At 73.2% G+C, this 24,911-nt stretch carries 25 protein-coding genes; 12 read left to right on the top strand and 13 right to left on the bottom strand.

What is annotated here, in order from left to right:
* Positions 1–211: 211 nt before the first annotated feature.
* Positions 212–3,460 (top strand): BTAD domain-containing putative transcriptional regulator, encoded by a 3,249-nt coding sequence (locus ACFYZ8_RS22960; protein WP_388537100.1) that lies wholly within the window; start codon positions 212–214, stop codon positions 3,458–3,460.
* A gap of 95 nt (positions 3,461–3,555) precedes the next feature.
* On the opposite strand, the gene ACFYZ8_RS22955 is transcribed toward ACFYZ8_RS22960, so the two are convergent.
* The 4 genes from ACFYZ8_RS22955 to ACFYZ8_RS22940 all read right to left on the bottom strand — a co-directional run bounded on the left by ACFYZ8_RS22955 (position 3,556) and on the right by ACFYZ8_RS22940 (position 5,868).
* Complete coding sequence (locus ACFYZ8_RS22955; protein WP_388537098.1) at positions 3,556–4,119, bottom strand: DUF5994 family protein; 564 nt, start codon at positions 4,117–4,119, stop codon at positions 3,556–3,558.
* 147 nt (positions 4,120–4,266) lie between these two features.
* Positions 4,267–4,614 carry a hypothetical protein gene (locus ACFYZ8_RS22950; RefSeq protein ID WP_359028875.1) on the bottom strand — a complete coding sequence of 116 codons (348 nt, stop codon included), beginning with the start codon at positions 4,612–4,614 and terminating at the stop codon, positions 4,267–4,269.
* A gap of 294 nt (positions 4,615–4,908) precedes the next feature.
* Positions 4,909–5,460 (bottom strand): DUF5994 family protein, encoded by a 552-nt coding sequence (locus ACFYZ8_RS22945; protein WP_388537096.1) that lies wholly within the window; start codon positions 5,458–5,460, stop codon positions 4,909–4,911.
* A 156-nt stretch (positions 5,461–5,616) separates the two neighbouring features.
* Positions 5,617–5,868, bottom strand: a complete 252-nt coding sequence (locus ACFYZ8_RS22940; RefSeq protein WP_359028873.1) for a hypothetical protein — start codon at positions 5,866–5,868, stop codon at positions 5,617–5,619.
* A 152-nt stretch (positions 5,869–6,020) separates the two neighbouring features.
* Between ACFYZ8_RS22940 and ACFYZ8_RS22935 the strand changes: the two genes are divergently transcribed.
* Positions 6,021–6,506 carry a DUF5994 family protein gene (locus ACFYZ8_RS22935; protein ID WP_388537094.1) on the top strand — a complete coding sequence of 162 codons (486 nt, stop codon included), beginning with the start codon at positions 6,021–6,023 and terminating at the stop codon, positions 6,504–6,506.
* Positions 6,507–6,647: 141 nt separating this feature from the next.
* Here ACFYZ8_RS22935 and ACFYZ8_RS22930 read toward each other — a convergent pair whose 3' ends face one another.
* Both ACFYZ8_RS22930 and ACFYZ8_RS22925 read right to left on the bottom strand, forming a co-directional pair.
* Positions 6,648–7,073: a DUF5994 family protein gene (locus ACFYZ8_RS22930; RefSeq protein ID WP_359028871.1), complete on the bottom strand. Its 426-nt coding sequence runs from the start codon at positions 7,071–7,073 to the stop codon at positions 6,648–6,650.
* 316 nt (positions 7,074–7,389) lie between these two features.
* Positions 7,390–8,562: a N(5)-(carboxyethyl)ornithine synthase gene (locus ACFYZ8_RS22925; protein ID WP_388537092.1), complete on the bottom strand. Its 1,173-nt coding sequence runs from the start codon at positions 8,560–8,562 to the stop codon at positions 7,390–7,392.
* Between the two features lie 257 nt (positions 8,563–8,819).
* Here ACFYZ8_RS22925 and ACFYZ8_RS22920 point away from each other — a divergent pair, with 257 nt between their 5' ends.
* The 3 genes from ACFYZ8_RS22920 (at position 8,820) to ACFYZ8_RS22910 (ending at position 11,392) form a co-directional block, all read left to right on the top strand.
* Positions 8,820–9,485 (top strand): M15 family metallopeptidase, encoded by a 666-nt coding sequence (locus ACFYZ8_RS22920; RefSeq protein WP_388537090.1) that lies wholly within the window; start codon positions 8,820–8,822, stop codon positions 9,483–9,485.
* A 100-nt stretch (positions 9,486–9,585) separates the two neighbouring features.
* Positions 9,586–10,119: an RNA polymerase sigma factor gene (locus ACFYZ8_RS22915; RefSeq protein WP_359028868.1), complete on the top strand. Its 534-nt coding sequence runs from the start codon at positions 9,586–9,588 to the stop codon at positions 10,117–10,119.
* Between the two features lie 136 nt (positions 10,120–10,255).
* Positions 10,256–11,392 carry a C40 family peptidase gene (locus tag ACFYZ8_RS22910; RefSeq protein ID WP_359028867.1) on the top strand — a complete coding sequence of 379 codons (1,137 nt, stop codon included), beginning with the start codon at positions 10,256–10,258 and terminating at the stop codon, positions 11,390–11,392.
* 52 nt (positions 11,393–11,444) lie between these two features.
* Here ACFYZ8_RS22910 and ACFYZ8_RS22905 read toward each other — a convergent pair whose 3' ends face one another.
* Entirely contained in the window at positions 11,445–12,788 is a 1,344-nt protein-coding gene (locus ACFYZ8_RS22905; RefSeq protein WP_388537088.1) for a hypothetical protein, read from the bottom strand.
* A 93-nt stretch (positions 12,789–12,881) separates the two neighbouring features.
* Here ACFYZ8_RS22905 and ACFYZ8_RS22900 point away from each other — a divergent pair, with 93 nt between their 5' ends.
* Both ACFYZ8_RS22900 and ACFYZ8_RS22895 read left to right on the top strand, forming a co-directional pair.
* Complete coding sequence (locus ACFYZ8_RS22900; RefSeq protein ID WP_388537086.1) at positions 12,882–14,111, top strand: molybdopterin-dependent oxidoreductase; 1,230 nt, start codon at positions 12,882–12,884, stop codon at positions 14,109–14,111.
* Positions 14,111–14,572, top strand: coding sequence for a hypothetical protein (locus ACFYZ8_RS22895; protein WP_388537085.1), 462 nt, complete (start codon positions 14,111–14,113; stop codon positions 14,570–14,572). Before ACFYZ8_RS22900 ends, ACFYZ8_RS22895 begins: the two co-directional genes overlap by 1 nt.
* On the opposite strand, the gene ACFYZ8_RS22890 is transcribed toward ACFYZ8_RS22895, so the two are convergent.
* The 3 genes from ACFYZ8_RS22890 to ACFYZ8_RS22880 are packed head-to-tail and all read right to left on the bottom strand — an operon-like array spanning position 14,460 to position 16,611.
* Positions 14,460–15,299: a class I SAM-dependent methyltransferase gene (locus tag ACFYZ8_RS22890; protein WP_388537083.1), complete on the bottom strand. Its 840-nt coding sequence runs from the start codon at positions 15,297–15,299 to the stop codon at positions 14,460–14,462. The genes ACFYZ8_RS22895 and ACFYZ8_RS22890 overlap by 113 nt on opposite strands.
* On the bottom strand, positions 15,296–15,904 hold the full coding sequence (locus ACFYZ8_RS22885) for a DUF2064 domain-containing protein (protein WP_388537081.1): 609 nt from the start codon (positions 15,902–15,904) through the stop codon (positions 15,296–15,298). Before ACFYZ8_RS22885 ends, ACFYZ8_RS22890 begins: the two co-directional genes overlap by 4 nt.
* A complete protein-coding gene (locus ACFYZ8_RS22880; RefSeq protein ID WP_388537079.1) occupies positions 15,901–16,611 on the bottom strand; it encodes a glycosyltransferase family 2 protein in 711 nt (236 codons plus the stop codon). The genes ACFYZ8_RS22885 and ACFYZ8_RS22880 overlap by 4 nt, the downstream gene beginning before the upstream one ends.
* 103 nt (positions 16,612–16,714) lie before the next feature.
* Between ACFYZ8_RS22880 and ACFYZ8_RS22875 the strand changes: the two genes are divergently transcribed.
* A complete protein-coding gene (locus ACFYZ8_RS22875) occupies positions 16,715–17,431 on the top strand; it encodes a response regulator transcription factor (protein ID WP_359028862.1) in 717 nt (238 codons plus the stop codon).
* A 2-nt stretch (positions 17,432–17,433) separates the two neighbouring features.
* Positions 17,434–18,546: a sensor histidine kinase gene (locus tag ACFYZ8_RS22870; RefSeq protein ID WP_388537077.1), complete on the top strand. Its 1,113-nt coding sequence runs from the start codon at positions 17,434–17,436 to the stop codon at positions 18,544–18,546.
* 85 nt (positions 18,547–18,631) lie between these two features.
* Here ACFYZ8_RS22870 and ACFYZ8_RS22865 read toward each other — a convergent pair whose 3' ends face one another.
* The 3 genes from ACFYZ8_RS22865 to ACFYZ8_RS22855 are packed head-to-tail and all read right to left on the bottom strand — an operon-like array spanning position 18,632 to position 21,829.
* A complete protein-coding gene (locus tag ACFYZ8_RS22865; RefSeq protein ID WP_359028860.1) occupies positions 18,632–19,633 on the bottom strand; it encodes an NAD-dependent epimerase/dehydratase family protein in 1,002 nt (333 codons plus the stop codon).
* Positions 19,634–19,685: 52 nt separating this feature from the next.
* Positions 19,686–21,143 (bottom strand): sensor histidine kinase, encoded by a 1,458-nt coding sequence (locus tag ACFYZ8_RS22860; protein ID WP_388537075.1) that lies wholly within the window; start codon positions 21,141–21,143, stop codon positions 19,686–19,688.
* Positions 21,140–21,829 (bottom strand): response regulator transcription factor, encoded by a 690-nt coding sequence (locus tag ACFYZ8_RS22855; protein ID WP_359028858.1) that lies wholly within the window; start codon positions 21,827–21,829, stop codon positions 21,140–21,142. Before ACFYZ8_RS22855 ends, ACFYZ8_RS22860 begins: the two co-directional genes overlap by 4 nt.
* Before the next feature lie 148 nt (positions 21,830–21,977).
* On the opposite strand from ACFYZ8_RS22855, the gene ACFYZ8_RS22850 reads away from it, so the two are divergent.
* The 3 genes from ACFYZ8_RS22850 to ACFYZ8_RS22840 are packed head-to-tail and all read left to right on the top strand — an operon-like array spanning position 21,978 to position 24,772.
* A complete protein-coding gene (locus tag ACFYZ8_RS22850; protein WP_359028857.1) occupies positions 21,978–23,318 on the top strand; it encodes a ferredoxin reductase family protein in 1,341 nt (446 codons plus the stop codon).
* Between the two features lie 10 nt (positions 23,319–23,328).
* Positions 23,329–24,030 (top strand): FMN-binding protein, encoded by a 702-nt coding sequence (locus tag ACFYZ8_RS22845; RefSeq protein WP_388537073.1) that lies wholly within the window; start codon positions 23,329–23,331, stop codon positions 24,028–24,030.
* Positions 24,031–24,037: 7 nt separating this feature from the next.
* Positions 24,038–24,772, top strand: coding sequence for an FAD:protein FMN transferase (locus ACFYZ8_RS22840; protein ID WP_388537071.1), 735 nt, complete (start codon positions 24,038–24,040; stop codon positions 24,770–24,772).
* Positions 24,773–24,911: the final 139 nt, after the last annotated feature.

The raw sequence follows: 24,911 nt of genomic DNA, 5'->3' as shown, positions 1-24,911 counted from the left end.
CACCGTCGAGATCCGGCCAACCACCGTCCAGCGGGAAGGCGGCTGTGAGGCTCCTGTGGACCAGCTGTCGGCAGCCGCTCAGGGCCCGCCGCGCGGCTGCCGACTGGCCGGATCCGGCCAGCGCCGCGCCGGTCCCGTCGTCCTCCGACACCGCCCGTCGATATCGTCGAACACGCATCCGTGGGGCGGGCGGTACGGCGATCGGGGAACGATGCTCCAGGTACGTCTTCTCGGTCCGGTGGAGGTCTGGGAGGGGAACCGGCGGGCACCGCTCGGCGGGGTCAGACCCCTCGCGGTCCTGTCCGCCCTCGTCGTCCACCTGGGCGAGGTGCTCTCCACGGACCGGCTCGTGGACTGTGTCTGGGACGAGCAGGCGCCCGCCACCGCCAGCGCCCTCGTCGCCACCCATGTCTCCGCGGTACGCCGCGCCCTCGCCCGCGTCGGCGAAGCCGAGGTGATCCGCACCCGGCCGCCGGGATACGTCGCCGCTCTCGACGCCTCCCAGGTCGACGCCCGCCGCTTCGAGGAACTGCTCACCTCGGGCCGGGCCGAGGCCGCCCGGGGCCGCGCGGACGAGGCCGCCGAACTGCTCTCCGAGGCCCTCGGGCTGTGGCGCGGGCAGGACGCCCTCGAAGGGCTGAACCAGTCGTTCGCCCGCATCGAGGCGGCCCGGCTGGCCGAACTGCGGCTGGTCGCCCAGGAGGAGTCCTTCGGCCTCCAGCTCGAGCTCGGCCGCGCGGACCGCACGATCGCGCCCCTGCTCGCCCATGTCGCCGCCCACCCCCTCCGGGAACGGCCGCGCGGCCAGCTGATGACCGCCCTGTTCCGCACCGGACGGGTCTCCGACGCCCTGCGCGCCTACCAGGAGGGCCGCGAGGTCCTGCGCGAGGAACTGGGCATCGACGCCGGGCCGGAACTGCGGGCACTGCACAAGGCCGTACTGACCAACGACCCCGCGCTCCTCGGCCCCGCCGCCTCCCGGTCCCACGCGTCCGCGCTGCTCGGCCCCGCCGCCTCCCGGCCTCACGACCTCGCGCAGCCCGGCTCCGGCTCGCGCCCCCACGATCCCCCGCAGCCCGGCTCCGGTGCCCGCTCCGGTACGCCGGCGCAGGAACCCGCCGCCAGGGGCCGACAGCGGACCACGGGCCGTACGACGGTCGCGGGCACCGGACCGGGCGGGCCGGCCCCACGCCCCGCACCTTCCCATCTCCCGCCGGACATCGCCGACTTCGTGGGCCGGTCGGACCAGATCGACTGGGCCGTCTCCCTGCTGGGCCGCGTCGACGACCCCGGCCGCACCGCCCCGCCGATCGGGGTGATCTCCGGACGCTCCGGCACGGGCAAGACCGCGCTCGCCGTCCACGTCGGCCACCGCACCGCCGAACTCTTCCCGGACGGACGCCTGTTCGTGGACCTGCGGGCCGCCGACACCGCCCCGCTGCAACCCGCCGACGCCCTCGCCCGGCTGCTGCGCGCCATGGGCGCCGAACCGGAGACCCTGCCGAGCTCCGTGGAGGAACTGACGGGGCTGTACCGCACGTACACCGGACACCGCCGCGTTCTGCTGATCCTCGACAACGCCGCGGGCGAGGCCCACGTACGGCCGCTGCTGCCGCCCGGCCCCGGCTCCGCGGTGCTCGTCACCAGCAGGCGCCGGCTGGTGGCGCTGGAGGGCGCGGCCCACCTCGATCTGACCGTCCCCGACGAGGAGGAGGCACTGGAACTCCTCCGACGGGTCGCCGGAGCGGACCGGGTCCGCTCCGAGCCGGAACAGGCCGCCGAGATCGTCTCCCTGTGCGGGCGGCTGCCGCTCGCCGTGCGCATCGCCGGAGCCCGGCTCGCGGCCCGGCCGCACTGGGTGCCCGGCCGGCTCGCCGCCCGCCTGCGGGACGAGCGGCTCCGGCTCAACGAACTGCGCGCCGGCGACCTGGAGCTGCGCACCAGTCTGGAACTCGGTTACGCCGACCTCGATCCGCAGGAGCGGCGCGCCCTGCGCCGGCTGGCCCTGCTCGACCTGCCGGACTTCGCGGCCTGGATCGCCGCGCCCCTGCTGGACATCGGCACGGAGGAGGCCGAGGAGGCCGTCGAGCGGCTGGTGGACTGCCACTTCATCGACGTGATCGGCGTGGACGGCACCGGCCGCGGCCGCTACCGCATCCACGACCTGGCCCGCGAACACGCCCGTGAACGCTGTCTGTCGGAGGAGAGCGCCGAGGAACGGGCGGCGGCCGTGGGACGGTTGGTGGAGTGCTGGCTGGGGCTGGCCGAGAAGGCCGCCGCGCGGGGCCCCGGCGGCACGGCACGGTACTTCCCCGAACCGGCCGCCGTACGGCCCCTCGACCCGCTCGACCCGCAGGCCGAGGAGGACCTGCTCCGGCGGCCCGCGGCCTGGTTCGCCGCCGAACAGGCCGGTCTGCTCGCGGCGGTGGAGTACTGCGCCGACCACAGCATGGACCGCGCCGCCCGGGACCTCGCCGGCGCGCTGATCGCCAGCTCGGTCGCGCTGTACAACCAGTTCGACGCCTGGTCCCGCTCGCACACCGCTGCCATGGCGGCGGTGCGCCGCAGCGGGGACGGCGAGGGCGAGGCGTGGCTGCTCACCGGACTCGGGCAACTGCGGTACGAGCAGGACGAGTTCGAGGAGTCCTACGCCTACTTCCGGGACGCCCTCAGGCTGTTCGAGACTCACGACGACGTACCGCAGGGAGCGGCCCAGGCCCTGCTCGGCATGGCCACGGCCCGGCGTGAACAGGCCAGCTACCCCGAGGCGTTGCAGCTGCTCGGCGCGGCCCTGGAGCACTACGGGCGCCTCGACGACCGCGCTGCCCGGGCCCGGGTGCTGTACGGCCTCGGCTATGTGTACCGGGAACAGGGCGACGACCCCGCCGCCCGTGAGGCCTTCGCACAGGCGCTGGAGCTGTACCGGGCGGAGGGCGACCGGCACGGGGAGGCGCTGGTGCGGCGCGCCGTGGCCCTGTGCCACCGCGCGGAGGGGGAGTACGCGGAGGCCCAGCGGTTGCTGCGGGACGTGCTGCGGACCTTCGCCGACCTCCACGACACCTTCGGCGTGATGTACACCGAGCAGTCGCTGGCGAAGGTGGAGCTGCGCCTGGGCCTCCTGGACACGGCACGCGAACGGCTCGGCCGGTGCCTGGAGCTGGCCCGGGAACGGCAGGACCGGTTCGGCGAGGCACTGGTGCTGCGGACGCTGGGGGAGTGGCATCTGGCCTCCGGCGACCCCGGGGGCGGGCGGGACCCGCTGGAGCGGGCGCTGTCACTGTGGGAGGCGTTGCGGCTGCCGCTGTGGCGGGCGCGGACTCTGTGGGATCTGGCCCAGGTGCGGGAGGCCACCGGGGAGACGGGCACGGCCTCGGCAGCCCGTGCCGAAGCGATGGGCGTCTTCCGGGAGTTGGGCGCGAGGGAGGCCCGGGAGGCCGGGGAGGCGCGCGAGCGGGCGTAGGTGCGAAGGGACAAGGCGTTCATGGCGGCCGTCTCACATACCGGCGATCACGCGATCACGCGATCACGCGATCACGCGATCACGCGATCACGCGATCACGCGATCAGGCGACTGGGCGGACCGGGCTGCTGGGGGACGGCTGCGGACACCTGGGCGCCGCCCTCGTAGTCCCATGCCTCGTCCGGGTCCAGTTGCGCGCCGTGCCGGGCCGCGTCCGCGGCGATGAGCGCGCTCGCGGTCAGGGGCGGGCCCTCGTACTCGGACGCGGCAGCCATCAACCGGGCCGCCGATTCCGCTCCGGTTTCGGGCGGAATGACGAGGAGATCCCAGCGGCCGGTGCCGTAGGAGAGCAGCAGAAGCTTGTGCGGGTCGATTTCCGGGGTGAACCAGCCGACCTTGACGATGTGGCCGTCCACGGGAACCTGGCGCGGGATGACCGGCCAGTGCTCCGGGTTGACGGCGATCCGCGTGATGCGGCCCCACAAGAGGTCCAACACGTCGGTCAGCGCGGGCAGTTCGCTCAGCAGATCCCGGGAGCGGGGCCACCAGGCACCGTCCAGGAGGCCACGGGAGGTGCCGTCCGCCTTCAGGGCGAGACGCGCGGCCGGGGTTGCGGCGGGCTCCGGGTGCGGCAGGGTGGGGTGCAAGGTCGCCGACATGATGCGGACCCGTCTCCGGGCCGCCTCTGCGGCGGCCCGGGTTTCATCTCTCGCCGAGAACGACCCGGCGTGGCAGCCGGTGTGCGAAATGCCCTCGGTACTGTCGACACTACTCCGCCCTCGGCCGCGATGCGGAGTAGTGGCCGCCTAGATGTGGAGCAGTCTCTGGGTGATCTCCCGGTACTGCCTCAGCGCGTGCCGAAGTTCTTCGGACTGTGCGTCGGGGTTCTGGTCCTGCCAGCCGGCGCGCAGGAGCCGCCGGCGCTCCGCGAGGGCGTTGACGAGCTGGGCGGTGGCTTCGTCATAGGCGCTCTCGGCCTCTTCCAGTGCCCCGAGCGGGGTGTCGGCGAAGGTGTTGAGGGCGTGCCGTAGGCGCTGGACGATCTTGTCCTGTTCCGCCGACGGGAGCAGCGGCTCCGGGCTCGTGCCGCGGCGTCCGGCCGGGCCCGGAGTCTGGCCGGCCGGCTGCCGGGCGCGTGTCTGGTCGTACATCATCGGGGGCCACTTCCGTTCCGCCTGAAGGCGTCCTTGGTCTTCTCCGGGGCCTGTTTCAGGCTTCCGGAGACGCGGTCGTTGCTGCCTCGGCGTCGCAGTCGCCTGTTGCTGGTGACCCGGCCGAGCTCTTGCGTGATCCTGCCCTTCATCGCCTGCGCCCGGTTCCTGGTGCTCCGTGCGACGGTCATGGCCGGCCTCGCTCTTGTCCAGGTGCATGGCCCGGCACCCTGCGGCCTTTCCGCGTCCGACGTCGGTCCGTGTCGACGCGGCGGTGACGCGATCCGGGCCGCCTCGTCACGGCCGGGGCGGCGGCGCACATGACCGCGTCTCCGCCGCCGGCCGGTCGGGCCGTCCGGTGGCGGCGCCGGCCGATGTGGAGGGGGCGTCGACCAGCTCCGCCGTCAGGAGAGCGGTCGCGGTCGACTGCGGGGCGGTGCTCGCGCTCGCGGCGGCCATCAGCCGGGCGGCCGACGGGGCGCTGACCTCCGGAGGGACCACCAGGAGGTCCCAGCGGCCCGACGTTCCGGACAGCAGCAGGATCTTGTGCGGGTCCAGCTCCGAGGTGAACCAGCCGACCTTGACCACATGGCCGTTGACGAAAATCCGTTGCGGGATGATCGGCCAGTAGCGGGGGTTGACGGCGATACGGGTGATCCGCCCCCACAGCGGGTCCAGGACGTCGGCCAGCGCGGGCAGTTCGTCGCTGAGGTCACGGGAGCGGGGCCACCAGGCGCCGTCCAGTTCGACCTGCCCCGGGGAGGGGCCCACGGGTTTGAGGGCCAGGCGTGCGGACGGGGCCCTGAAGGGTACGGCGCGCGGCGAGGAATGGTCGGTGATCGCGGACATCGTGCGAACCCGTCTCCGAACCCCTGCGTATGAGCAGTTGCCCGGTGCCGTTGCTCACCAGGAACGACACCGGTATCGGGGCCGGTGCGCGAAGTGCTCCCGATGGGTTCACGCTACTCCCCGAAGAGGCCGAACGGACCGCTCCCGGAGATCCCCTCACGTTTGGCGGCCGTCCTGGCCCGAGGAACGGCTGGTCTCCAGCCAGGACCGCGCCGGTTCTGCCGCGCTGGTGGTGTCCACGGTGAGTTCGAGGCGGGTCCCTCCCTCGGTGTCCGCGGGATAGCTGCGCTGTTCGGTGGTGGCGAAGCAGTGACGGAGAACCTCCGCGACCCGACGGGCGACGTCGGGGGAGGCGGCGACGATACGCACGTCGGCGTGGCCGTCCGGGGGAGTTTCCTGGGGCTGCATGACGACCGTTCCCTCGGTGGGCATAAATCCGTGGACTGGATCTTCCACCCTACTCCCGACCCGTGTGACCAGCGGGCTTTCCGCCTGCTGCGGGCCGCGGAGTACCGTGAGACGAGGAAGTCACTCCGTACTCTCGCAGACAGGCGGGTGTCATGTCCGACTCCGGTTCCCCGCGTGTGACCAGGCTCCTGCCGGACGCCGTCCACCAGGCGGTGAAGCCGGGGACGGCTGTCGTACGGCTACAGACCACGGGCGACCGGCGGGGCGTCCTCGACGGGGCGTGGTGGCCGTGCTCCCGCGACATCGCAGCCGAACTTCCCGCCCTGATCTCCGCACTGACCGAGCACCTCGGGCCGCTCACGCGCGTCGGCCTGGACGCCGGAGCCTGGGACGCGCTGCCGACGCGCGTGCTCGTCGACGACCGCGTCGTCCATATCGACTCCTTCCCGGTCGGCGACGACACCGTCCTCGTCACCAGGGGCGACCAGGACTACTTCTCCCTCCTCGTCATCCCCCCGCACGCGACACCCGAGGCGGCACGCACCGCGATGGCCGAAGCGGTCCGCGCCGACAACATCACGCAAGCGGAACAGATCCTCATCAACACCGGTACCGACCGGGCGGCGCCGAGGACTTGACCGGTCGGCCGAGGCGTCGCGTCCGTGACGTGCTCGTGGGACCGGGTGCCCCCGGTCCCATTCAGCCGCCTGCCATCGCGGCCACGGTCACGGCCTCCCATCACGGCCACGGTCACGGCCTCCCGGACCTCGGACCTCGGATCAACAGCCAGGTTTCTTCACAGCTTCTCGCGCCTGACCGTCCGCCCCGGCCGCCATGAGCGGTTCCGCGGCCTCCTCGGGGGTGTCCGGTGGCACGACCATCAGGTCCCAGCGCCCCTGACCGGGCGCGAGAAGGACGATGGTGTGCGCGGCGGATGCCGTGAGGGTCCGGTGCAGCTGTACGACCTGGTTGGAGACGAGCATCCGACCGGGCGCCGCGGACCAGGTCGCCCCGTTGACCGTGACGCTGCTGATCTGGCCCCACGCGCGCGGCAACCCGGCGAGCAGTCGGGGCAGTTCGGCGAGCAGGTCGTACGAACGAGGCCACCACGCTCCGTCGATGGGGCGGGGCGTGCCGCCGCGTGGTGCCAGGCGCAGACGCAGGAGGGGATGGAAGGGAAGTGGGGGCTCTAGCGCGGTGGTCATGAGATCTCCTGTCAACTGCCGTACAGGGACGGATGGTTGATGTCAGGCGCGGCGGGCGCCGGTGGGGTCGGCGTGGTGGCGGTTGTGCCCGCTCTCGCCCCACGAGAGCAGGGCGAGGGCGAGGGCGAGGAGGCTCACGGGCTGCCCAGGCGACGGCCCGGGGCGCCGGAGTCAGTTCCGGCATACGGAAAGTCCTGTCCTCTCCACCGTACTCCCGCCGGTGTCACCACCGCGTCTGTGCGCAAGCGGCATCCCGTGGACACGGGCCGGCACCGGACAGCGGTCGCAGGAGGGCCGAACACCGGACGCCCCGACGCTACGGCCGCGACGCCGCCAGGGTCCGGGCGTGCGGGTACGTGGCCGCGCGGTGCTGGAAGGCGAGCACCTTGGGGTTCTGGACGACGCCGCGGCGGATCTCGATGGCGTGCCGGACCGTGTCGTCGGTGTCCCAGCCGTCGGGGCCCTGGAGCACGACGTCCAGATACGGCAGGAGGGCCTCGCTGTTCTCCCAGGTCGCGGAGTTCCACAGGTAGGAGGGGCTGTGGTCCACCGCGTAGTACCTGACGTGGTCACCGACGGTGAACATCGGGTCGGTGAAGGTGGTGGGCCGGGCCCATTCGAAGCCCATGCCCTCGTCGCAGGAGACGTCGATGACCAGGGTGCCGGGGGCCAGCTTGGGCAGGTCCTCGTCCAGCAGGAACATCAGCGGCGCGTCGGTGTCCTGCAGCACGCAGTTGACGATGATGTCGTGCCCGGCGAGGAACTCGGCCAGCGGCAGCGGACCGTCCTCGGTGAGGGCGACGCTGCGTCGCGGGTCGAGGGTGTCGTCGGCCTTGTCGTGGTCGAAGTGGACGATCCGCGCGGAGTGGATGGGGGAGCTGACGGCGGTGACGCCACGCGCGGTGAGCACGTCGACGTCGTGCACGCCCAGGGCGCTGAGCGCGGTCACCGCGCCGCGGGCGGTCGCGCCGAAGCCGATGACCACGGCCCGCTGCCGTCGCCCGTAGTCGCCTGTCACGCCGGTCAGCTGCATGGCGTGCAGGACCGAGGAGTACCCGGCCAGCTCGTTGTTCTTGTGGAAGACGTGCAGGTTGAAGGCGCCGCTGCGGGTCCAGTGGTTCATCGCTTCGAAGGCGATCAAAGTCAGCCGACGGTCGATGGCGGTCTGGGTGAGCCTCTCGTCCTGGACGCAGTGCGGCCAGCCCCACAGGACCTGCCCCTCGCGCAGTTCCGCAAGGTCTTGGTGGAGTGGTTTGGCCAGCAGGATGACATCGCAGTCGGCGATGAGTTCCTCGCGTGTGCGGAAGCCCGCGACGAGCGGGGCGAGCCGGCTGTCCGGGACGCCGAAATGCTCTCCGTAGTTTTCCTGGAGGTAGATGCGCTTGCGGAGACCGGCGTCGATGCGGTCGAAATGAGCGGGGTGAACGGGCAGACGATGCTCGTTTTCCTTGCGGGTCTGCGACATGATTCCGAGCGTGAGCTGCTGCAAAATGCCCCTTTGATTACTCCCTGTCTAGCACACCGGGTCAAGCCGGCGGCCGGTCGCGACGGGCGGGGCCGGGGCAGACGCACGGGCGGGGCGTCCTCGTCGACGTCTCTCTGACCGGGGACCGACCTCGACAACGGGAGTCGGGCACCCCCCTGGCGCCTACGCCCGTTCCGGGCCCGACGCCCCTGCAGCTCCCCCCGCGGACGCCTACAGGCGATCTGCAGAGCATTTGCAGAGGGCCCCGCGAAGCTCTTCCCGTGACAGACATCATCACGCTCGCCGATCCCAGGGTCGCCGCGGTGACGCACGACGAGTGCGGGGAACCGCTCGTCGATCTGCGCGAGGACGGGCACCTGCTCCTCGACGCGCGGCAGGCCGACGACGAGGGGAGCTACGCCCATCTGCGGGCCGGCGCGCTGCGGCGGCTCGTGCGGGCGCAGCGGCTGCTGCCCACGGGGATCCGCCTGCTGGTGGTGGAGGGGTACCGGCCGCCCGACCTCCAGCGCCGGTACTTCGAGCAGTACGCGGCGACCATGCGGCTGGCGCACCCGGACGCGGCTCCCGAGCGGATCCGCGAGCTGGCGAGCGCGTACATCTCGCCGCCCGAGGTCGCCCCGCACGTCAGCGGCGGCGCGGTCGACCTGACCCTGTGCGACCACACGGGCCGGGAACTGCCGCTCGGCACGGAGGTCAACGCCACCCCGGAGGAGAGCGCGGGCGCCTGCCGCACCCACGCTCCGGGCATCGGCACCGAGGCGCGCCAGTACCGGGCCCTGCTGGGCCGGGTGCTGAGCGCGACCGGTTTCGTCAACTACCCGACCGAGTGGTGGCACTGGTCGTACGGCGACCGGTACTGGGCGCTGCTGCGCCGCGTACCGGCCGCCCGCTACGGCCCCGCCGACCCGCCCCGCACTCCGGCCTGACCACCGGAGCGGGACAGCGCACCAAGAACACCGCGAGCAGATCACCGCACGGGATCACCGCACGGGGTCGCCGCGAGGATCACCGCAAGGGGGAAACGACATGCACAGCCACGCCACCTGTCCGCCACCACCGCGCGAGGCCGACGACCGCATGAGCCCGGGGGACTTCGACGCGTCCTTCACGGCCGACATGCCGCGCCTGCGCAAGCGGCTGCTGGCACTGACGGGCAATCCGCACGACGCCGACGACCTGCTCCAGGAGACCTATCTGCGGCTCTCCCGGCGGGCCCGCTCCCGGAGCCTGACGCGACAGCAGCACCCGTACGCCTACACCTGCGCCGTCGCCCTCAACCTGCTGCGCGACTCCTGGCAGCACCCCTCGCGCCGAGAACGCACCACGGACCAGCTGCCGGAGGCCGGCTGGGACGGCGGACTCGCCTCCTACGAGGCCTCCGCCACGGCGCTCGCGCTGCTCGGCGTGCTCTCCGAGAAGGAGGCCGCCGCGGTGATCCTCGTGGACCTGGAGGGACTCACCCACGACACGGCCGGGGAACGCCTCGGCGCCCATCGCGGCACGGTCCAGCGCAACCGCCTGCGCGGCCTCGCCAAGATGCGCGCCGCCCTCCACAACTGACCCGGGTGGCACACCTCCACGGGGGTGGGGTGTGCCACCCGGGTTTCCCACCGCGTCTTCCACCGCGTCTCCCACCGCGTCTCCCGCAGGCGTCACCGGCATCGCGCCGACGCCACCTCGACGAAGGAAGAGTCCCTTGACGACCATCAGCACGCGCCGCCGGACCAGCGGCGCGATCCTGGGTGCCTCCGCTCTGGCGCTCACCGCGTTCTTCTCCGCCCCGGCCCAGGCCGCACCGCAGGACACCTGCGGGGTCCTCGCGCCCGGCGCCTCGGCCACCGCGCAGGCCGCCGTCGACGCGGCCTGTTCGCAGATCGGCGTCTGGTACAGCTGGGGCGGCGGCCACGCGGCCACGCCCGGCGCCAGCTACGGCTACTACGACGGCTCCGACCCGGACAGCCTGCACGACGGCGAGCGCAAGGGCTTCGACTGCTCGGGCCTGATGCGGTACGCCTACTACCGGGCCACCGGCAGGGACCTGCTCAACGGCACCGCCAACGACCAGTTCAACAGCTCGCAGGCCTCCGCCCGGTTCTCCGCCGGGCAGGGCACCGCCCCGCTGCTGCCGGGCGACCTGATGTTCTGGGGCAACGGCCACATCCACCACGTCGCCATGTACCTGGGCGGCGGCCAGATGGTCGAGGCGTACGAGTCGGGCACCCACATCCGGGTCACCTCCGTGCGCACCGGCGGCGACTACGCGGGCGCGATCCGCGTCAACGGCTCCGGTACGCCGACCCCGCCGCCCGCGAACGGCGGCACCGTCTTCGAGACCTGGGGCACCGGCGTGCGCACCCACCGGTCGCCGAGCGTGGGCTCCGGCACCGTCGACACCTTCCCGGGCCCGACCCAGGTGTCCGTCCAGTGCCAGCAGCACGCCGAGACCGTGACCGCCGAGGGCTACACCAACGACGCCTGGGCCAAGCTCGCCGACGGTTCGTGGATGACCGTCATCTACATCAAGGGCCCGGCCTGGCTGCCCGGCGTCCCGGACTGCGGCGGCAGCAGCACCCCGCCGCCGTCCGGCGGCAGCAAGGCGTTCCAGACCTGGGGCACCGGGGTGCGCACCCACAGCGAGCCCAACGTCAACGCCGGCGTGGTCGACTACTTCGCGCAGCCCACCACGGTCAACGTGGTCTGCCAGAAGCACGCCCAGGAGGTCACGGCCGACGGCTATACCAACGACGCCTGGTCGAAGCTGACCGACGGCTCGTGGCTGACCAACATCTACATCAAGGGCCCGGCCTGGCTGGACGGCGTGGCCACCTGCTGACGCTTTCCCTCCCGAGCGGGCCGGCCGTGCACGGCCGGCCCGCTCGGGGCTCTCACCATCCCGTGAGCAGCAGATGGTTGAGGAGCAGCGCCAGTACGGCCTGCCCGGCGAGCCAGCCGCGCGCCCCCGTCAAGAAGGCGCAGGCGGGCAGCAGCCACACGGCGAACGGCAGCCAGATCCGCTCGGTCTCCGCCTTGCTCATCCCGGACAGGTCGGCGAGGAGAAGCGCGAGGAGAGCACCGAGCACCAGCAGACAGAGCCGAAGACCGACGCGGCCCTCGCCCCGCCGCCGCAGCCGGACGGCGGCCCGCCGCACCCCCGCCACCGTCGCCGGCCCCACGATCAGCACCGTGCACGCGAGGTTCGCCCACACCCAGTAGCCGTACGGCCGCACCCCGCCCGCGCCCTGGTAGTACCGCGTCACCAGCAGCCGGTACGCCTCCCACCAGTCGAACCCCGCCACGGTGAACAGCACCGGCACGACCATGAGACCGGCCAGGGCGAACAGCAGGGGCCGGCGCGAGGAGCCCCGGCCCAGCAGCAGCACCGCCCCCGCGACGACGGCCATCAGTGTCAGGCCGTACGACAGGTAGACGGTCAGCCCGAAGAGCAGACCCGAGCAGAAGCCGTACAGCACCGGCCGGGACCCCCGCACCGCGAGGGCGAGCAGGGCCACCGCCCACGCCGCCACCGCCGCGAAGTACCCGTCGGCTGAGGTGCCGACCCAGACCGCGGCCGGGGCCAGGACCAGGAAGGGGGCGGCGCGGCGGGATAGCGACTCGTCGGCGAGAGTGCGTACGGCGACCAGGACCGCGACCGCGGCGGTCGTGCCGACGGTGATGCACCAGGTACCGGCCCAGCCCCCGCCGCCCAGTCCGACGCGGTCGAGCAGGACGAAGGTGAGGGTCGCGCCCGGGGGATGCCCGGCGACATGGGCGCCCCAGTTGTCCGGCGCGTCGATCAGGATGTGGTGGGTGAAGTCCCGCAGGGCGGCCGGGATGTCGTGGAAGCGGCCCACGGCCGGGAGGTACTCGTTCCTGGTGGTCAGCTGCCCGGCGATGCCCCGCTGCCAGCCGTCCACGAGGGCCAGGGACCACGTCCAGGCCATGCCCGCGCCCCAGACGGCGAGCAGCAGCGGGCGCCAGGGGAGGCGGGCGGCGAGCGAGGGGCCGTACGCCACCACGGCGGCCGCGACGACCACCGCGGCCGGGGTGCCGGGGCCGACATGCGGGTCCCAACTCGCCAGGAGAGGCGGCCAGCCGACCCGGAGCGAGCCGTGCCGGTGCTGGATCACCGTGCCGACCAGTATCGCGGTCAGCACGAGGAGCGCGGCGCACACGGCCGCGTACAGGTCACGAAGGAGGTCCCGGTTCACGCCGTCGACGCTAGGCCGCATGCCCGCCCCCGGACGGCTGACATGCGACGACGTCAGACTTTCGTCATGGTTCGCAGACCCGTTTCCGGCCTCCCGCGGACCTACCGTCGGGGCATGGCCCGGTCTCCCTTCGCACCCTCCTTCTGGCGCAGCCCGCTGCGCGGCCCCCGGTTCACCTCGGTCCTCGGGGTCGTGCTCCTCGGCGGCATCACCCTGCTCTTCGTGACGGGGCTGCTGTCGTACGCCGCCTACAACCCTGACCTCGCGCCGGTGAACGACAAGACCCCGGACAAGGGGATCCTCGGCTTCTACCTCTTCTCCTGGCCGACGGACCCGCACTGGCTGTACCGGCTGACCCAGGGCGTCCACGTCACCCTCGGCATCACCCTGATCCCCGTCCTGCTGGCCAAGCTGTGGTCGGTGGCGCCCAAGCTGTTCACGCTGCCGCCCGCGCGGTCGCTCGCGCACGCCCTGGAGCGGATCTCGCTGCTGCTGCTGGTCGGCGGCGCCCTGTTCGAGTTCGTGACCGGGGTGCTCAACGTCCAGCTGGACTACGTCTTCCCGGGGTCCTTCTACCCGCTGCACTTCTACGGGGCGTGGGTGTTCTTCACCGCGTTCGTCGCCCACGCCGTGCTGAAGACGCCGCTGGCGCTGCGCAACCTGCGTCAACTCCGCGAGGAGAGCTCCGAGTTGGTGACACCCAACCCCCTCGCCGAGCCGACCGTGTCCCGGCGCGGGGCGCTCTGGTTCGTCGGGGGCGGTTCGCTGCTGCTGTTCCTCACCACGGCCGGGCAGAGCTTCGACGGCGTCCTGCGCAGGACCGCCCTCCTCGCCCCGCACGGCGGCGCTGAGCCGGCGTCCGGTCCGGGCGGCTTCCAGATCAACAAGACCGCCGCGTACGCCGGGATCGATCCCGCGGAGACGGGGGAGGAGGCGTGGCGGCTGGTCGTCACGGGGCGCGACGGCCGCACCGTCCGCCTCAGCCGGGCCGAACTCCTCCAACTCCCTTTGCATAGTTCGGCGTTGCCCATCGCCTGTGTGGAGGGCTGGTCGACCTCCGACCAGTGGTGGCGCGGGGTGCGGCTGCGGGACCTCGCGGCGCTCGTCGGCTACGAGGACGATCCGCCGGACCTCTTCGTGGAGTCGCTGCAACGGCACGGCGCCTTCCGGCGGGCCGCCCTGCGCGCCAACCAGGTCGCCGACCCGCGGTCCCTGCTCGCCCTGTTCGTCAACGGGGAGGACCTGACCCCCGACCACGGCCACCCGGCCCGGATCATCGTGCCCGCGGCGCCCGGTGTGCTCAACACCAAGTGGGTGGCCCGGCTGACCTTCGGAGACCTGTGATGCGGATCCCTCTCGGCAGTCCCCTCCAACTCCTCCTGCTTATCTGCTCGTTCGCCCTCGCCGGGTACGCGGGGGTGCGGCTGCTGGCGGGGGACCTCTTCGGGGTCGCGCTGTGGTTCGTGGGGGCGGCGGTCCTCCATGACCTGGTGCTGCTGCCGCTGTACGCGGCGGCGGACCGGGCGCTGGTGAGGACGGCGGGGCGGCACGTCCTGTACGTCCGGGTCCCCGCCGCCCTCTCCCTCCTGCTCCTCCTGGTGTGGTTCCCGCTGATCAGCGGGCAGGTCGCGGACCGCTACGCCTCGGCGACCGGCCTGTCCCCGGACGGCTTCCTGGCCCGCTGGCTGCTGATCACGGCGGTGCTCTTCGGCACCTCGGCGGTGGTCTTCGTCGTACGGCAGGGCAGGCCGGCGCTGGTGCGGCGGCGCAGGGCGACGAAGCAACGGCCGCCCGCCGTCCACTGATCCACGGGCGCCCAGCCGGTGCGGGCCGCGTGCCGCAGCAGGGCGGGGGTGCCGAGCCGGGCCCACGGGCGGGGGTGCCGAGCCGGGCCCACGGGAACGGGCTGCCGACGGCACCGCGGGCGTCGGTGACACGCACCTGGACGCGCTCGTCGACGTCCGGGTCGGTGACCGTCTCGGCGATCAACAGACCTCCGGGGGATAGAAGTTGGGTGATCCGGTCGAGCAGGGCCTGGGGGTCGCCGCCGATGCCGACGTTGCCGTCGACCAGCAGCGCGGTGCCCCAGCGGCCCTCGCCGGGCAGGGACTCGAAGACGGACCGCCGCAGGGCCTGCCCGCCGAGCGCGACGGTCCGGGCGACCGCGGCCTCGCTCACGTCGATCCCGAGCACGCGCCGGCCGCGGGCCCCGAGTTCGGCGACGAGCCGCCCCGGCCCGCAGCCGACGTCCAGCACTGCGCCCTCACAGCGCCGCAGCACCTCCAGGTCCGCAGCGTCCGCGGCGGCACACCAGCGCTCCAGTTCGAGCAGGAGCAGCCAGCCGTCCGAGCGACGCAGAAAGAGGGGGCCCTGGCCGGTGCGGAGGGCCTGGGTGTAGGGATCGGCGGACCAGGTGCCGTCGTGGGCGTGGGCGTGGGCGGGGGCGTCCGTCGGGCGCAGCCGCAGTGCGCCGGTGCCGAGGTCGGCCCCGGCGCCCGATCCGTCGTCGAGGCCGATCCGCACGCCCGTCACCGGGGCACCCCCGCGAGCCGTCCCAGCGCCGCCGCGAACCGTCCCCCCGGGGCCGCCCTCGCGACCAGGTGCGCGTCCCGGGCCGTGTCCACGTCCCGCAGCGGCGGCAGGTCCCGGACCCGCAGTCCGGTCAGGCGGGCACGCTGGGCCGTGCCCGTGTGGGGTGTCGACATCGGGACCCCGCGCAGCCGGGACGGGTCCGGTTCGGCCAGACCGAGTGCCCAGAAGCCGCCGTCCTCGGCCGGACCGAAGTACGCCTCGCAGTCGGCGAAGTCCACCGTGAGCAGCTCCGGGGTCACCTGGGGCGTGTCCATGCCGATGAGCAGGGCCGGTCCTTCGCAGCCCGCGAAGGCCGCGGCCAGCCGTTCGTCGAGGCCGCCCGCGCACTGCCGTACGACGTCGAAACCGGGCGGCAGCCAGGGGCCCGGCGTGCCCTCCAGGACCAGGACCCGGCGCCGGGCCGGGGTACGGGCCACCACGTCCAGGGTGTCCGCGAGGGACGCCTCGGCCAGCGCGGCCGCCTCCTCGGGGGTGAACGGCGGAGTCAGCCGGGTCTTGACCCGCCCCGGCCGGGGCTCCTTGGCGATGACGAGCAACGTGGTCACGCGCGCACCTCCGTCCCGGACTCGGCGAGGACCTGGCTCATGTCCCGCACCGCCTGCCATGTGCCCCGCCAGGTGCCCGTCACCTTGGAGGCCCCGGCGCGCGGGCGGTACGGCACGTCGTGCTCGGCGATCCGCCAGCCCGCGTCGGCCGCCCGCACCACCATCTCCAGGGGGTAGCCGCTGCGCCGGTCCGTGAGGCCGAGGGCGAGGAGGGGTGCGCGGCGGGCGGCGCGCAGCGGGCCCAGGTCGTGCAGCCGGAGGCCGGTGCGGCGGCGCAGCAGCCGGGCGAGCGCGAGGTTGCCCACCCGGGCGTGCGGGGGCCAGGCGCCACGGGCCCGCGGGCGGCGCCGGCCGAGCACGAGGTCGGCCTCGCCGGCCAGCACCTCGTCCACGAACGGCACCAGGTCCGAGGGGTCCAGCGAGGCGTCGCAGTCGCAGAAGCACACGATGTCGGCCGTGGCCGCGGTCAGCCCGGCATGGCAGGCGGCGCCGAAACCGCGCCGCTCCTCGCGGACGACGGTGGCGCCGAGGGCGTGGGCGATGTGGGCGGAGCCGTCCGTGGAGCCGTTGTCGACGACGAGCGCGCGCCAGCCGGGCGGGATGCGTTCCAGCACCCACGGCAGCGCCTCGGCCTCGTCCAGACAGGGCAGCACGACGTCCACTGACGCCGCCGGTTCGTTCACTGAAGGGGTCGTCACGATGTTCACCCTACGAACGCAGAACGGACAAACCGGACTCCGGCTCCTTACGAAACAAGGACGTCGGCGGCCGTGGGCGGCATCCGCGCACGCGGGGTGCGAGGCTGGCGGCATGGAGCAGCAGCAGTACGCACAGGCCCGGCCCCGGGTGCTCGTCGTGGACGACGACCCCACCGTCGCCGAGGTGGTCTCCGGCTACCTGGACCGCGCCGGCTACCTCGTGGACCGGGCCGCGGACGGCCCCGACGCACTCGCCCGCGCCGCCGCGCACCGCCCGGACCTCGTCGTCCTGGACCTGATGCTGCCCGGCATGGACGGCCTGGAGGTGTGCCGCCGGATGCGCGGGCGCGGGCCCGTCCCGGTCATCATGCTCACCGCCCGCGGCGACGAGGACGACCGCATCCTGGGCCTGGAGGTCGGCGCCGACGACTACGTCACCAAGCCCTTCAGCCCCCGCGAACTGGTCCTGCGTGTCGAGTCGGTGCTGCGCCGCTCCCGGCCCGCCCAGCCGGCCGGCACCCTGCGCGCGGCCGGGCTCAGCCTCGACCCCCAGGCCCGCCGCGCCACCAAGAACGGCGACGAACTCGCCCTGACCATCCGCGAGTTCGACCTCCTCGCGTTCTTCCTGCTCCACCCCGGCCGGGTCTTCGGCCGCGAGGACCTGATGCGGGAGGTGTGGGGCTGGGACTTCGGCGACCTGTCCACCGTCACCGTCCATGTGCGCAGGCTGCGCGGAAAGGTCGAGGACGACCCGGCGCGGCCGCGCCTCATCCAGACCGTGTGGGGCGTCGGATACCGCTTCGAGGACGCCGCGGGAAGCGAGGCCTGACCATGCGCGACATGCTCCTCATCGCCCTGTACGCCTTCCTCGGCGCCGCCGCCGCAGGACTCCTCGGCGCGTGGGTGCTGCTGCTGATCCGGCGCCGGTCGCTCGCCCTGCACCTCACCGTGGTCGCCGCCGTCGGCGTGACCGCGATGCTGGCCGGGACCCTCGCGGTCGCCCAGGCGATGTTCCTGTCCGGGCACGACCTGAGTGTGGTCACCACCGTCGTCCTGATGGCGGCCGTGGTCTCCCTGGCCACCGCCCTGCTGCTCGGCCGCTGGGTCGCCGCCCGCAGCCGGGCCCTCGCGCTCGCCGCCCGCTCCTTCGGCGACGGCGGCGACTTCACCTCGCCCGGCGGGCCCACGACCGCCGAACTGAACGACCTCAGCCGCGAGTTGGAGGCCACCAGCGCCAGACTCGCCGAGTCCCGGGAGCGGGAACGCGCCCTGGAGTCCTCCCGGCGTGAACTCGTCGCCTGGATCTCGCACGACCTGCGCACCCCGCTCGCCGGCCTGCGCGCGATGTCCGAGGCCCTGGAGGACGGCGTCGCCGCCGACCCCGCCCGCTACCTGAGGCAGATCCGCACCGAGGTCGAACGCCTCAACGACATGGTCGGCGACCTCTTCGAACTCTCCCGCATCCACGCGGGGGCGCTGGCGCTCAGCCCGAGCCGGATCTCCCTCTACGACCTCGTCTCCGACGCCCTCGCGGGCGCCGACCCGCTGGCCCGCGAGCACGGCGTACGGCTGGTCGGCGACCGGGTGGCGGCCGTGCCGGTCGAGGTGGACGGCAAGGAGATGAGCCGCGTCCTGGGCAACCTCCTCGTCAACGCCATCCGCCGCACCCCCGCCGACGGCACGGTCGCGGTGGCCGCCGAGCACCGTGCCGAGGGTGTCGTCCTGTCCGTCACGGACGGCTGCGGCGGCATCCCCGAGGAGGACCTGCCCCGTGTCTTCGACACCGGCTGGCGCGGCACCCACGCCCGGACACCCCCGGCCGGGGCGGGACTCGGCCTCGCGATCGTCCGCGGCATCGTGGAGGCCCACGAGGGCCGGGCCACCGTACGCAACGTGCCGGGCGGCTGCCGCTTCGAGGTGGTGCTGCCGACGCCGGTTTCCTGAAAAGACCCGCCACCGCCGCTCGAAAAACGGTGGTGCCGCCCGTGGCCGCTTTCTTTCACGGACGGCACCACCGGTCCACCGCGGGCTACGCGCCCCGCATCCCGGCGCCCGCGAACTCCCGCATCCCCTCGGCGAATCCGACCTCGGCCTTCCACCCCAGCTCCGCCCGCAGCCGCGCCGAGTCCGCCGTGATGTGCCGTACGTCCCCGAGCCGGTACTCCCCGGTGACCACGGGCTCGGGGCCGCCGTACGCCCCGGCCAGCGCGCGGGCCATCTCGCCCACGGTGTGCGGCTCGCCGCTCCCGGTGTTGTACGACGTGAGCGCGCCGCCCCTCGAACCCGCCTCCAGCGCCGCCACGTTGGCCGCCGCCACGTCCCGTACGTGCACGAAGTCCCGGCGCTGACCGCCGTCCTCGAAGACGCGCGGGGCCTCGCCGCGGGCGAGCGCGGAGCGGAAGAAGGAGGCGACGCCGGCGTAGGGGGTGTCGCGGGGCATGCCCGGCCCGTACACGTTGTGGTAGCGCAGCGCCACCGCCGAACCGCCGGTGGCCCGCGCCCAGGAGGCCGCCAGGTGCTCCTGGGCGAGCTTGGTGGTCGCGTACACGTTCCGCGGGTCGACCGGGGCGTCCTCGCCGACCAGACCGGGGGACAGGTCCGCGCCGCACTCCGGACACGGGGGCTCGAAGCGCCCCGCTTCCAGGTCGGCGACGGTGCGCGGTCCCGGCCGTACGGTCCCGTGCCGGGCGCAGGTGTAGCGACCCTCGCCGTACACCACCATCGACCCGGCCAGCACCAGCCGCCGTACCCCCGCCTCGGCCATCGCGGCCAGCAGGACCGCCGTACCGAGGTCGTTGTGGGAGACGTACTCGGGGGCGTCGGCGAAGTCCACGCCCAGGCCGACCATCGCCGCCTGGTGGCACACCGCGTCCACGCCGGTCAGGGCGCGGCGGACCGCGTCAGGGTCCCGCACGTCGGACGCCGGGTCGGCCCGGACGTCGTACACGAGGGGCTCGTGGCCCTGTGCCGCGAGTGCCTCGACGATTCGGGACCCGATGAAACCGGCGCCGCCGGTGACCAGTACACGCATGTGCCCAAGCTAGGGCGGCGACCCGCCCGGAGGGCCGGTCCGCGCCGTCACGTCACGGCTTCGTAAGACTCAGCGGCAGCGACACCGTGAACACCGTCGAGCCGGGCTCGCTGCGCAGCTCGATCGTGCCGCCGTGCGCCCGGACCAGGGAGCTCGCCACCGCGAGGCCGAGGCCGCTGCCGCCGCGGTCCCGGCTGCGGGCCTTGTCGACGCGGTAGAAGCGGTCGAAGACCCGCTCCCGGTCGCCGGCCGGGATCCCCGGCCCGCCGTCGGCGATCCGCACCTGCGCGTACCCGTCCCGCACCCGCACCCCGACCGACACCTTCGTGCCCGCCGGGGTGTGCACGGCCGCGTTGGTGAGGAGGTTGTCGAGGACCTGGCGCACGCGCTGCGGGTCGAGGCGCAGCTTCAGTGCCTGCGGGCCCTCCTCGAAGGACAGCGGATGGTGCGGGTGGCTCGCGCGGAAGGCGTCGGCCGCGTGCTCCACCAGCTCCACCAGGTCCACCTCGGCGGGCCTGAGCGGGGTCTCGACCTCGGCCGCGTCCAGGCGGGCGAGCAGCAGCAGGTCGTCCAGGAGGAACCCCATGCGGGCGGCCTCGGCGCGCAGCCGGGCCAGGTGCTTGTCGCGCTCCTCGGGGGCGTTGGCGGCCGCGTACTGGAAGAGGTCCGCGTAGCCCCGTACGGACATCAGGGGCGTGCGCAGCTCGTGCGAGGCGTCCGCGACGAACCGGCGCAGCCGCTGCTCGGCCTCCGCGCGGACCGCGAGCGAGTCGTCGATGTGCTCCAGCATGGTGTTGAACGCCGTCCGCAGCTCCTCGACCTCCGGGCCACCGCCCCGCTTGTCGGCGCGCAGCGGGAGCCGGGCCGCCGTGTCGGTGAGGTCGTGCGAGGCGATGCCGTGCGCGGTGGACGCCATGGCGCTCAGCGGCTGCAGCCCGCGCCGCAGCAGCCTGCGGCCGACCACGACGAGCGCCAGCAGGGCCAGCCCGAACGCGATCACCTGGACGGTGATCAGCCGCCGCACGGTGTCGTCGATGTCCTCCAGCGGCGCGGCGCTGACCAGGACCACCCCCGGCTCGACCTCGCAGGCCCGCAGCCGGTAGTCGCCGACGTCCCTGAGGTGCGCGGTGCTCAGGATCTCGGTGTGCGCGGCGGCCTGCGCCCCGGCCAGCGCGGTGAAGTCACCGACGTCCGTCGGCAGGTCGCCGGGGTCCTCGGGCTTGCGGATCCGCGGGGAGCCGTCCGAGACGTCGTACACGGCGTAGTACCAGCTGTAGTACTTCTTGCCCGTAAGAGTGCCGTAGTCCGCGATGCTCTTGGACTGGGCGATCTGGGCCTGCGCCAGCTGGGTGTCCAGCTGGGCCGACAGGTAGTCCCGCATGTACGTGGTCAGCGCGGTGCCCACGACCGCGAACACCACCAGGGCCAGCGCCCCGAGACCCAGCGCCAGGCGGGTGCCGAGCCGCATCCGCCGGTACGCCGACCGCACCCGGCCGAGAAGGGACCTCATTCGGCCGCCTGCCGGATCACGTACCCGAAGCCCCGCACGGTGTGGATCAGCGGCTCGCCCGTGTCGTCCAGCTTGCGGCGCAGCCGGCTGACGACCAGCTCGACGACGTTGGAGCGGCCGCCGAAGCCGTACTCCCACACGTGGTCGAGGATCTGCGCCTTGGTGAGCACGGTGGGCGACTTGCGCATCAGGTACCGCAGGACCTCGTACTCGGTCGGGGTGAGCGTGAGCAGCCGGTCGCCGCGCCGCACCTCGCGGGTGTCCTCGTCCATCGTGAGGTCCGCGACCCGCAGCACCGAGCGCTGGAAGCCGGGCCCGGTGCTGCGCCGCAGCACGGTCCGCAGCCGGGCCATCAGCTCCTCCACCGCGAACGGCTTGACCAGGTAGTCGTCCCCGCCCCGGGTGAGCCCCGCCACCCGGTCGGCGACCGCGTCCCGCGCGGTGAGGAACACCACGGGCACCATCGTGCCCGAGCGGCGCAGCCGGTCCAGGACGCCGAAACCGTCGATGTCGGGCAGCATCAGATCGAGCACCACGATGTCCGGACGGAACTCCGCGGCACGGCTGAGCGCCTCTTCACCGGAGTTCGCGGTGACCGCCTCCCAGCCCTCGTAGCGGGCGACGGTCGCCACGAGATCGGCGATCGGCGGGTCGTCGTCCACGACGAGGAGTCGTACTTTTTCCACCCGCTCATAGTGCTGCACGGGGGACGTGAAGCGGGCGCGGGATGGGCCCTGGGGCCACATCGATAAGCTCTTGAAAGTTGTACGACAGGAAAACGACAGCTCCCGCCGGAGAAGCTCGTTACCCAGGCCCCGATCAAGGAGCTAGTCCGTGACGACCGTCCAATCGCCCCCCGCGCCCCCCACGGCGATACAACGCCCCAGGGTCGTGGCCCGCACCGGGCTCTACGCCCTGCTGGCCGCGAACGCGGCCGTTGTCGCCTGGTTCTTCGCCAAGGCCGGCTTCGCCTCCAACGCGCTCATCGTGCTCGGCCGCCTCACCGGCCTGTACGCCGCGCTCATCATGGCCTTCCAGCTGGTCCTGGTGGCCCGGCTGCCCTGGCTGGACCGCCGCATCGGCATGGACCGGCTCACCTCCTGGCACCGCTGGACCGGCTTCGGCATCCTGTGGACGCTCCTCGCACACGTCGTCTTCATCAGCTTCGGCTACGCCGAGGGGACGGACGTCGGCCCCATCGGTGAGATCGTCGACCTCGCCGAGACCACCGAGGGGGTGCTGCGCGCGGTCGTCGCGTTCTTCCTGATCCTCGTGGTCGGCGCGGTCTCCGCCCGCTACGCCCGGCGCCGCCTCGCCTACGAGACCTGGCACTTCATCCACCTGTACACGTACGTCGCCGTGGTGCTGGCCTTCACCCACCAGGTCTCGGTCGGTACGACCTTCACGTCCTCGTCCGCCGCCACCGCCTACTGGTACGGCGTCTGGGGCGTCGCCCTCGGCTCGGTCGTCCTGGGCCGCGCGGTGCTCCCGCTGTGGCGCAACTGGCGCCACCAGTTCCGCGTCACCGCCGTCGTCCCGGAGAACGACAACGTCGTCTCGGTCTACATCAGCGGCAAGGACCTCGACCAACTGCCCGCCCGCGCCGGACAGTTCTTCCTGTGGCGGTTCCTGACCACCGACCGCTGGTGGCAGGCCAACCCCTTCTCCCTGTCCGCCGCCCCCGACGGCCGGACCCTGCGCCTGACCGCCAAGGCGGCCGGCGAGGGCAGCGCCGCCCTCAGGCACGTCAAGGTCGGCACCCGCGTCTTCGCCGAGGGCCCCTACGGCGCCTTCACCGCCCTGCACCGCACCCGCCCCGAGTCCGTCCTGATCGCCGGCGGCGTCGGCGTCACCCCCATCCGGGCCCTCCTGGAGGAGGTGCAGGGCCACACCGTCGTCATCTACCGGGTCGGCTCCGACCGGGACGCCGTCCTCTACGACGAGCTGCGCGACCTCGCGGACGCCAAGGGCGCCGAACTGCACCTGGTCACCGGACCGCCGGTGCCCGACAAGCTGGCGGCGGGCGAGCTGGCGCGACTCGTGCCGGACATCGCGGAACGGGACGTCTTCCTGTGCGGACCGCCCCCGATGATGACCGCGGTCCTGGGCAGCCTGCGCGAGCTGAACGTGCCCAAGGCGCAGACCCACTTCGAGCGCTTCAGCCTGGCGGGATGAGGAAGAGACCGTGAAACGAGCCATACCTGTCGTCGTCCTGAGCATCGCGGGCCTGGTCCCCGTCTGGCTGTACCAGCCCTCGTCCGGCTCCTCGACCGTCCAGGCCACCACCCCCGCGCCCTCGACGTCCTCCTCCGGGGCGCCCGGTACGAACGTGGTCACGACCACCACGATCGACACGGAGAAGGGCCCGGTCCAGCTCCAGGTGACCTTCGAGGGTTCGAAGATCGCCGCCGTGAAGATGCTCCAGCAGCCGGACCACCCGCAGACCACGGCGGCCGTGCCGAAGCTGGTCGCGGAGACCCTCCAGGCGCAGAGCGCGGACATCGACACCGTCTCCGGTGCCACGATCACCAGCGAGGCCTACAAGAAGTCCCTCCAGGCCGCGATCGACGACAACGCGAAGACGGCGTCGGCGGCCTCGTCGACCCCCTCCGACTCCCCGGCCTCCTCCTCGCAGACCGTGGACGGCACCGCGGTCGACACCGAGAAGGGCACCGTCCAGGTCCAGGTGACCTTCGAGGGTTCGAAGATCGCCGCCGTGAAGATGCTCCAGCAGCCGGACCACCCGCAGACCACGGCGGCCGTGCCGAAGCTGATCGCCGAGACCCTCCAGGCGCAGAGCGCCGACATCGACACGGTGTCCGGCGCGACCATCACCACCGGTGGCTACAAGGAGTCCCTCCAGGCCGCGATCGACGCGAAGGCATGATGGCCTGATGCACCGCGTCGAACACGTCATGAGCTTCCCCGTCTCGCTGCGGGTCGACGACGAGGACGTCCCCGAGTCCGCGGCGGACGCGGTCTTCGCGTGGCTGCGCGAGGTGGACGCCCGGTTCAGCCCGTTCAAGGAGGACAGCGAGGTGTCGCGGTACGACCGCGGCGAGCTGTCCGAGGCCGCGCTGAGCGCGGACCTGCGCGAGATCCTCGACCTGTGCGAGCACTACCGGGTCGCCACCGGCGGCGCCTTCGACGTACGCCTGCCCGGCCGCCGTCTCGACCCCTGCGCGGTGGTCAAGGGCTGGTCGGTGCAGCGGGCGGCCGACCTGCTGACGGCGGCCGGCGCGACGCGGTTCGTCCTCAACGCCGGCGGTGACGTGGCCGCCGCCGGCGGCCCCTGGCGGGTGGGCGTACGGCACCCCGAACACGCCGACAAACTGTGCACGGTCCTCTCGCTGGACAGCGGGGCGGTCGCGACGTCCGCACGCTACGAGCGCGGCGACCACATCATCGACGGCCGCACCGGACGCCCGGCGACGGGCCTGCTCAGCCTCACGGTCGTGGCGAAGACCCTGACGGAGGCCGACTCGGTCGCCACGGCGGCCTTCGCGATGGGCGCCGAAGGCGTGGACTGGGCGGCGTCCCTGGAGGGCTGCGAGGTCTTCGCGGTGGACGCGGACCGCGGGGTGCTGCGGACCCCGGGGTTCCCGGCGGCCGAGGCGAAGGCGGCCTAGCAGGTCCCCTGGACGACGGCAGGGCCCCGACCAGTGATCCCGGCCGGGGCCCTCCCGGCTACGCGCCCGCGCCGGTCTGGCCGCTGCCGCTGAGAAACGCCTCGGCGAGCACGTACGGTGCGCCGCGCGACCCACCCGG

The organism is Streptomyces sp. NPDC001668, from assembly GCF_042893155.1.
Classification (GTDB): Bacteria; Actinomycetota; Actinomycetes; order Streptomycetales; family Streptomycetaceae; genus Streptomyces.
The sequence above is the reverse complement of the archived record's forward strand: the minus strand, read 5'-3'. Positions and strand labels throughout refer to the sequence as shown.

What these genes read in the sequence shown, in the direction of transcription:
- ACFYZ8_RS22950 (WP_359028875.1), bottom strand. Translation starts at nt 4,614, where the DNA reads ATGATGTACGACCAGACACGCGCCCGGCAGCCGGCCGGCCAGACTCCG.
- ACFYZ8_RS22905 (WP_388537088.1), bottom strand. Translation starts at nt 12,788, where the DNA reads ATGCGGCCTAGCGTCGACGGCGTGAACCGGGACCTCCTTCGTGACCTG.
- ACFYZ8_RS22895 (WP_388537085.1), top strand. Translation starts at nt 14,111, where the DNA reads ATGCGGATCCCTCTCGGCAGTCCCCTCCAACTCCTCCTGCTTATCTGC.
- ACFYZ8_RS22915 (WP_359028868.1), top strand. Translation starts at nt 9,586, where the DNA reads ATGCACAGCCACGCCACCTGTCCGCCACCACCGCGCGAGGCCGACGAC.
- ACFYZ8_RS22860 (WP_388537075.1), bottom strand. Translation starts at nt 21,143, where the DNA reads ATGAGGTCCCTTCTCGGCCGGGTGCGGTCGGCGTACCGGCGGATGCGG.
- ACFYZ8_RS22940 (WP_359028873.1), bottom strand. Translation starts at nt 5,868, where the DNA reads ATGCAGCCCCAGGAAACTCCCCCGGACGGCCACGCCGACGTGCGTATC.
- ACFYZ8_RS22865 (WP_359028860.1), bottom strand. Translation starts at nt 19,633, where the DNA reads ATGCGTGTACTGGTCACCGGCGGCGCCGGTTTCATCGGGTCCCGAATC.
- ACFYZ8_RS22955 (WP_388537098.1), bottom strand. Translation starts at nt 4,119, where the DNA reads ATGTCGGCGACCTTGCACCCCACCCTGCCGCACCCGGAGCCCGCCGCA.
- ACFYZ8_RS22960 (WP_388537100.1), top strand. Translation starts at nt 212, where the DNA reads ATGCTCCAGGTACGTCTTCTCGGTCCGGTGGAGGTCTGGGAGGGGAAC.
- ACFYZ8_RS22945 (WP_388537096.1), bottom strand. Translation starts at nt 5,460, where the DNA reads ATGTCCGCGATCACCGACCATTCCTCGCCGCGCGCCGTACCCTTCAGG.
- ACFYZ8_RS22840 (WP_388537071.1), top strand. Translation starts at nt 24,038, where the DNA reads ATGCACCGCGTCGAACACGTCATGAGCTTCCCCGTCTCGCTGCGGGTC.
- ACFYZ8_RS22900 (WP_388537086.1), top strand. Translation starts at nt 12,882, where the DNA reads ATGGCCCGGTCTCCCTTCGCACCCTCCTTCTGGCGCAGCCCGCTGCGC.
- ACFYZ8_RS22935 (WP_388537094.1), top strand. Translation starts at nt 6,021, where the DNA reads ATGTCCGACTCCGGTTCCCCGCGTGTGACCAGGCTCCTGCCGGACGCC.
- ACFYZ8_RS22930 (WP_359028871.1), bottom strand. Translation starts at nt 7,073, where the DNA reads ATGACCACCGCGCTAGAGCCCCCACTTCCCTTCCATCCCCTCCTGCGT.
- ACFYZ8_RS22870 (WP_388537077.1), top strand. Translation starts at nt 17,434, where the DNA reads ATGCGCGACATGCTCCTCATCGCCCTGTACGCCTTCCTCGGCGCCGCC.
- ACFYZ8_RS22875 (WP_359028862.1), top strand. Translation starts at nt 16,715, where the DNA reads ATGGAGCAGCAGCAGTACGCACAGGCCCGGCCCCGGGTGCTCGTCGTG.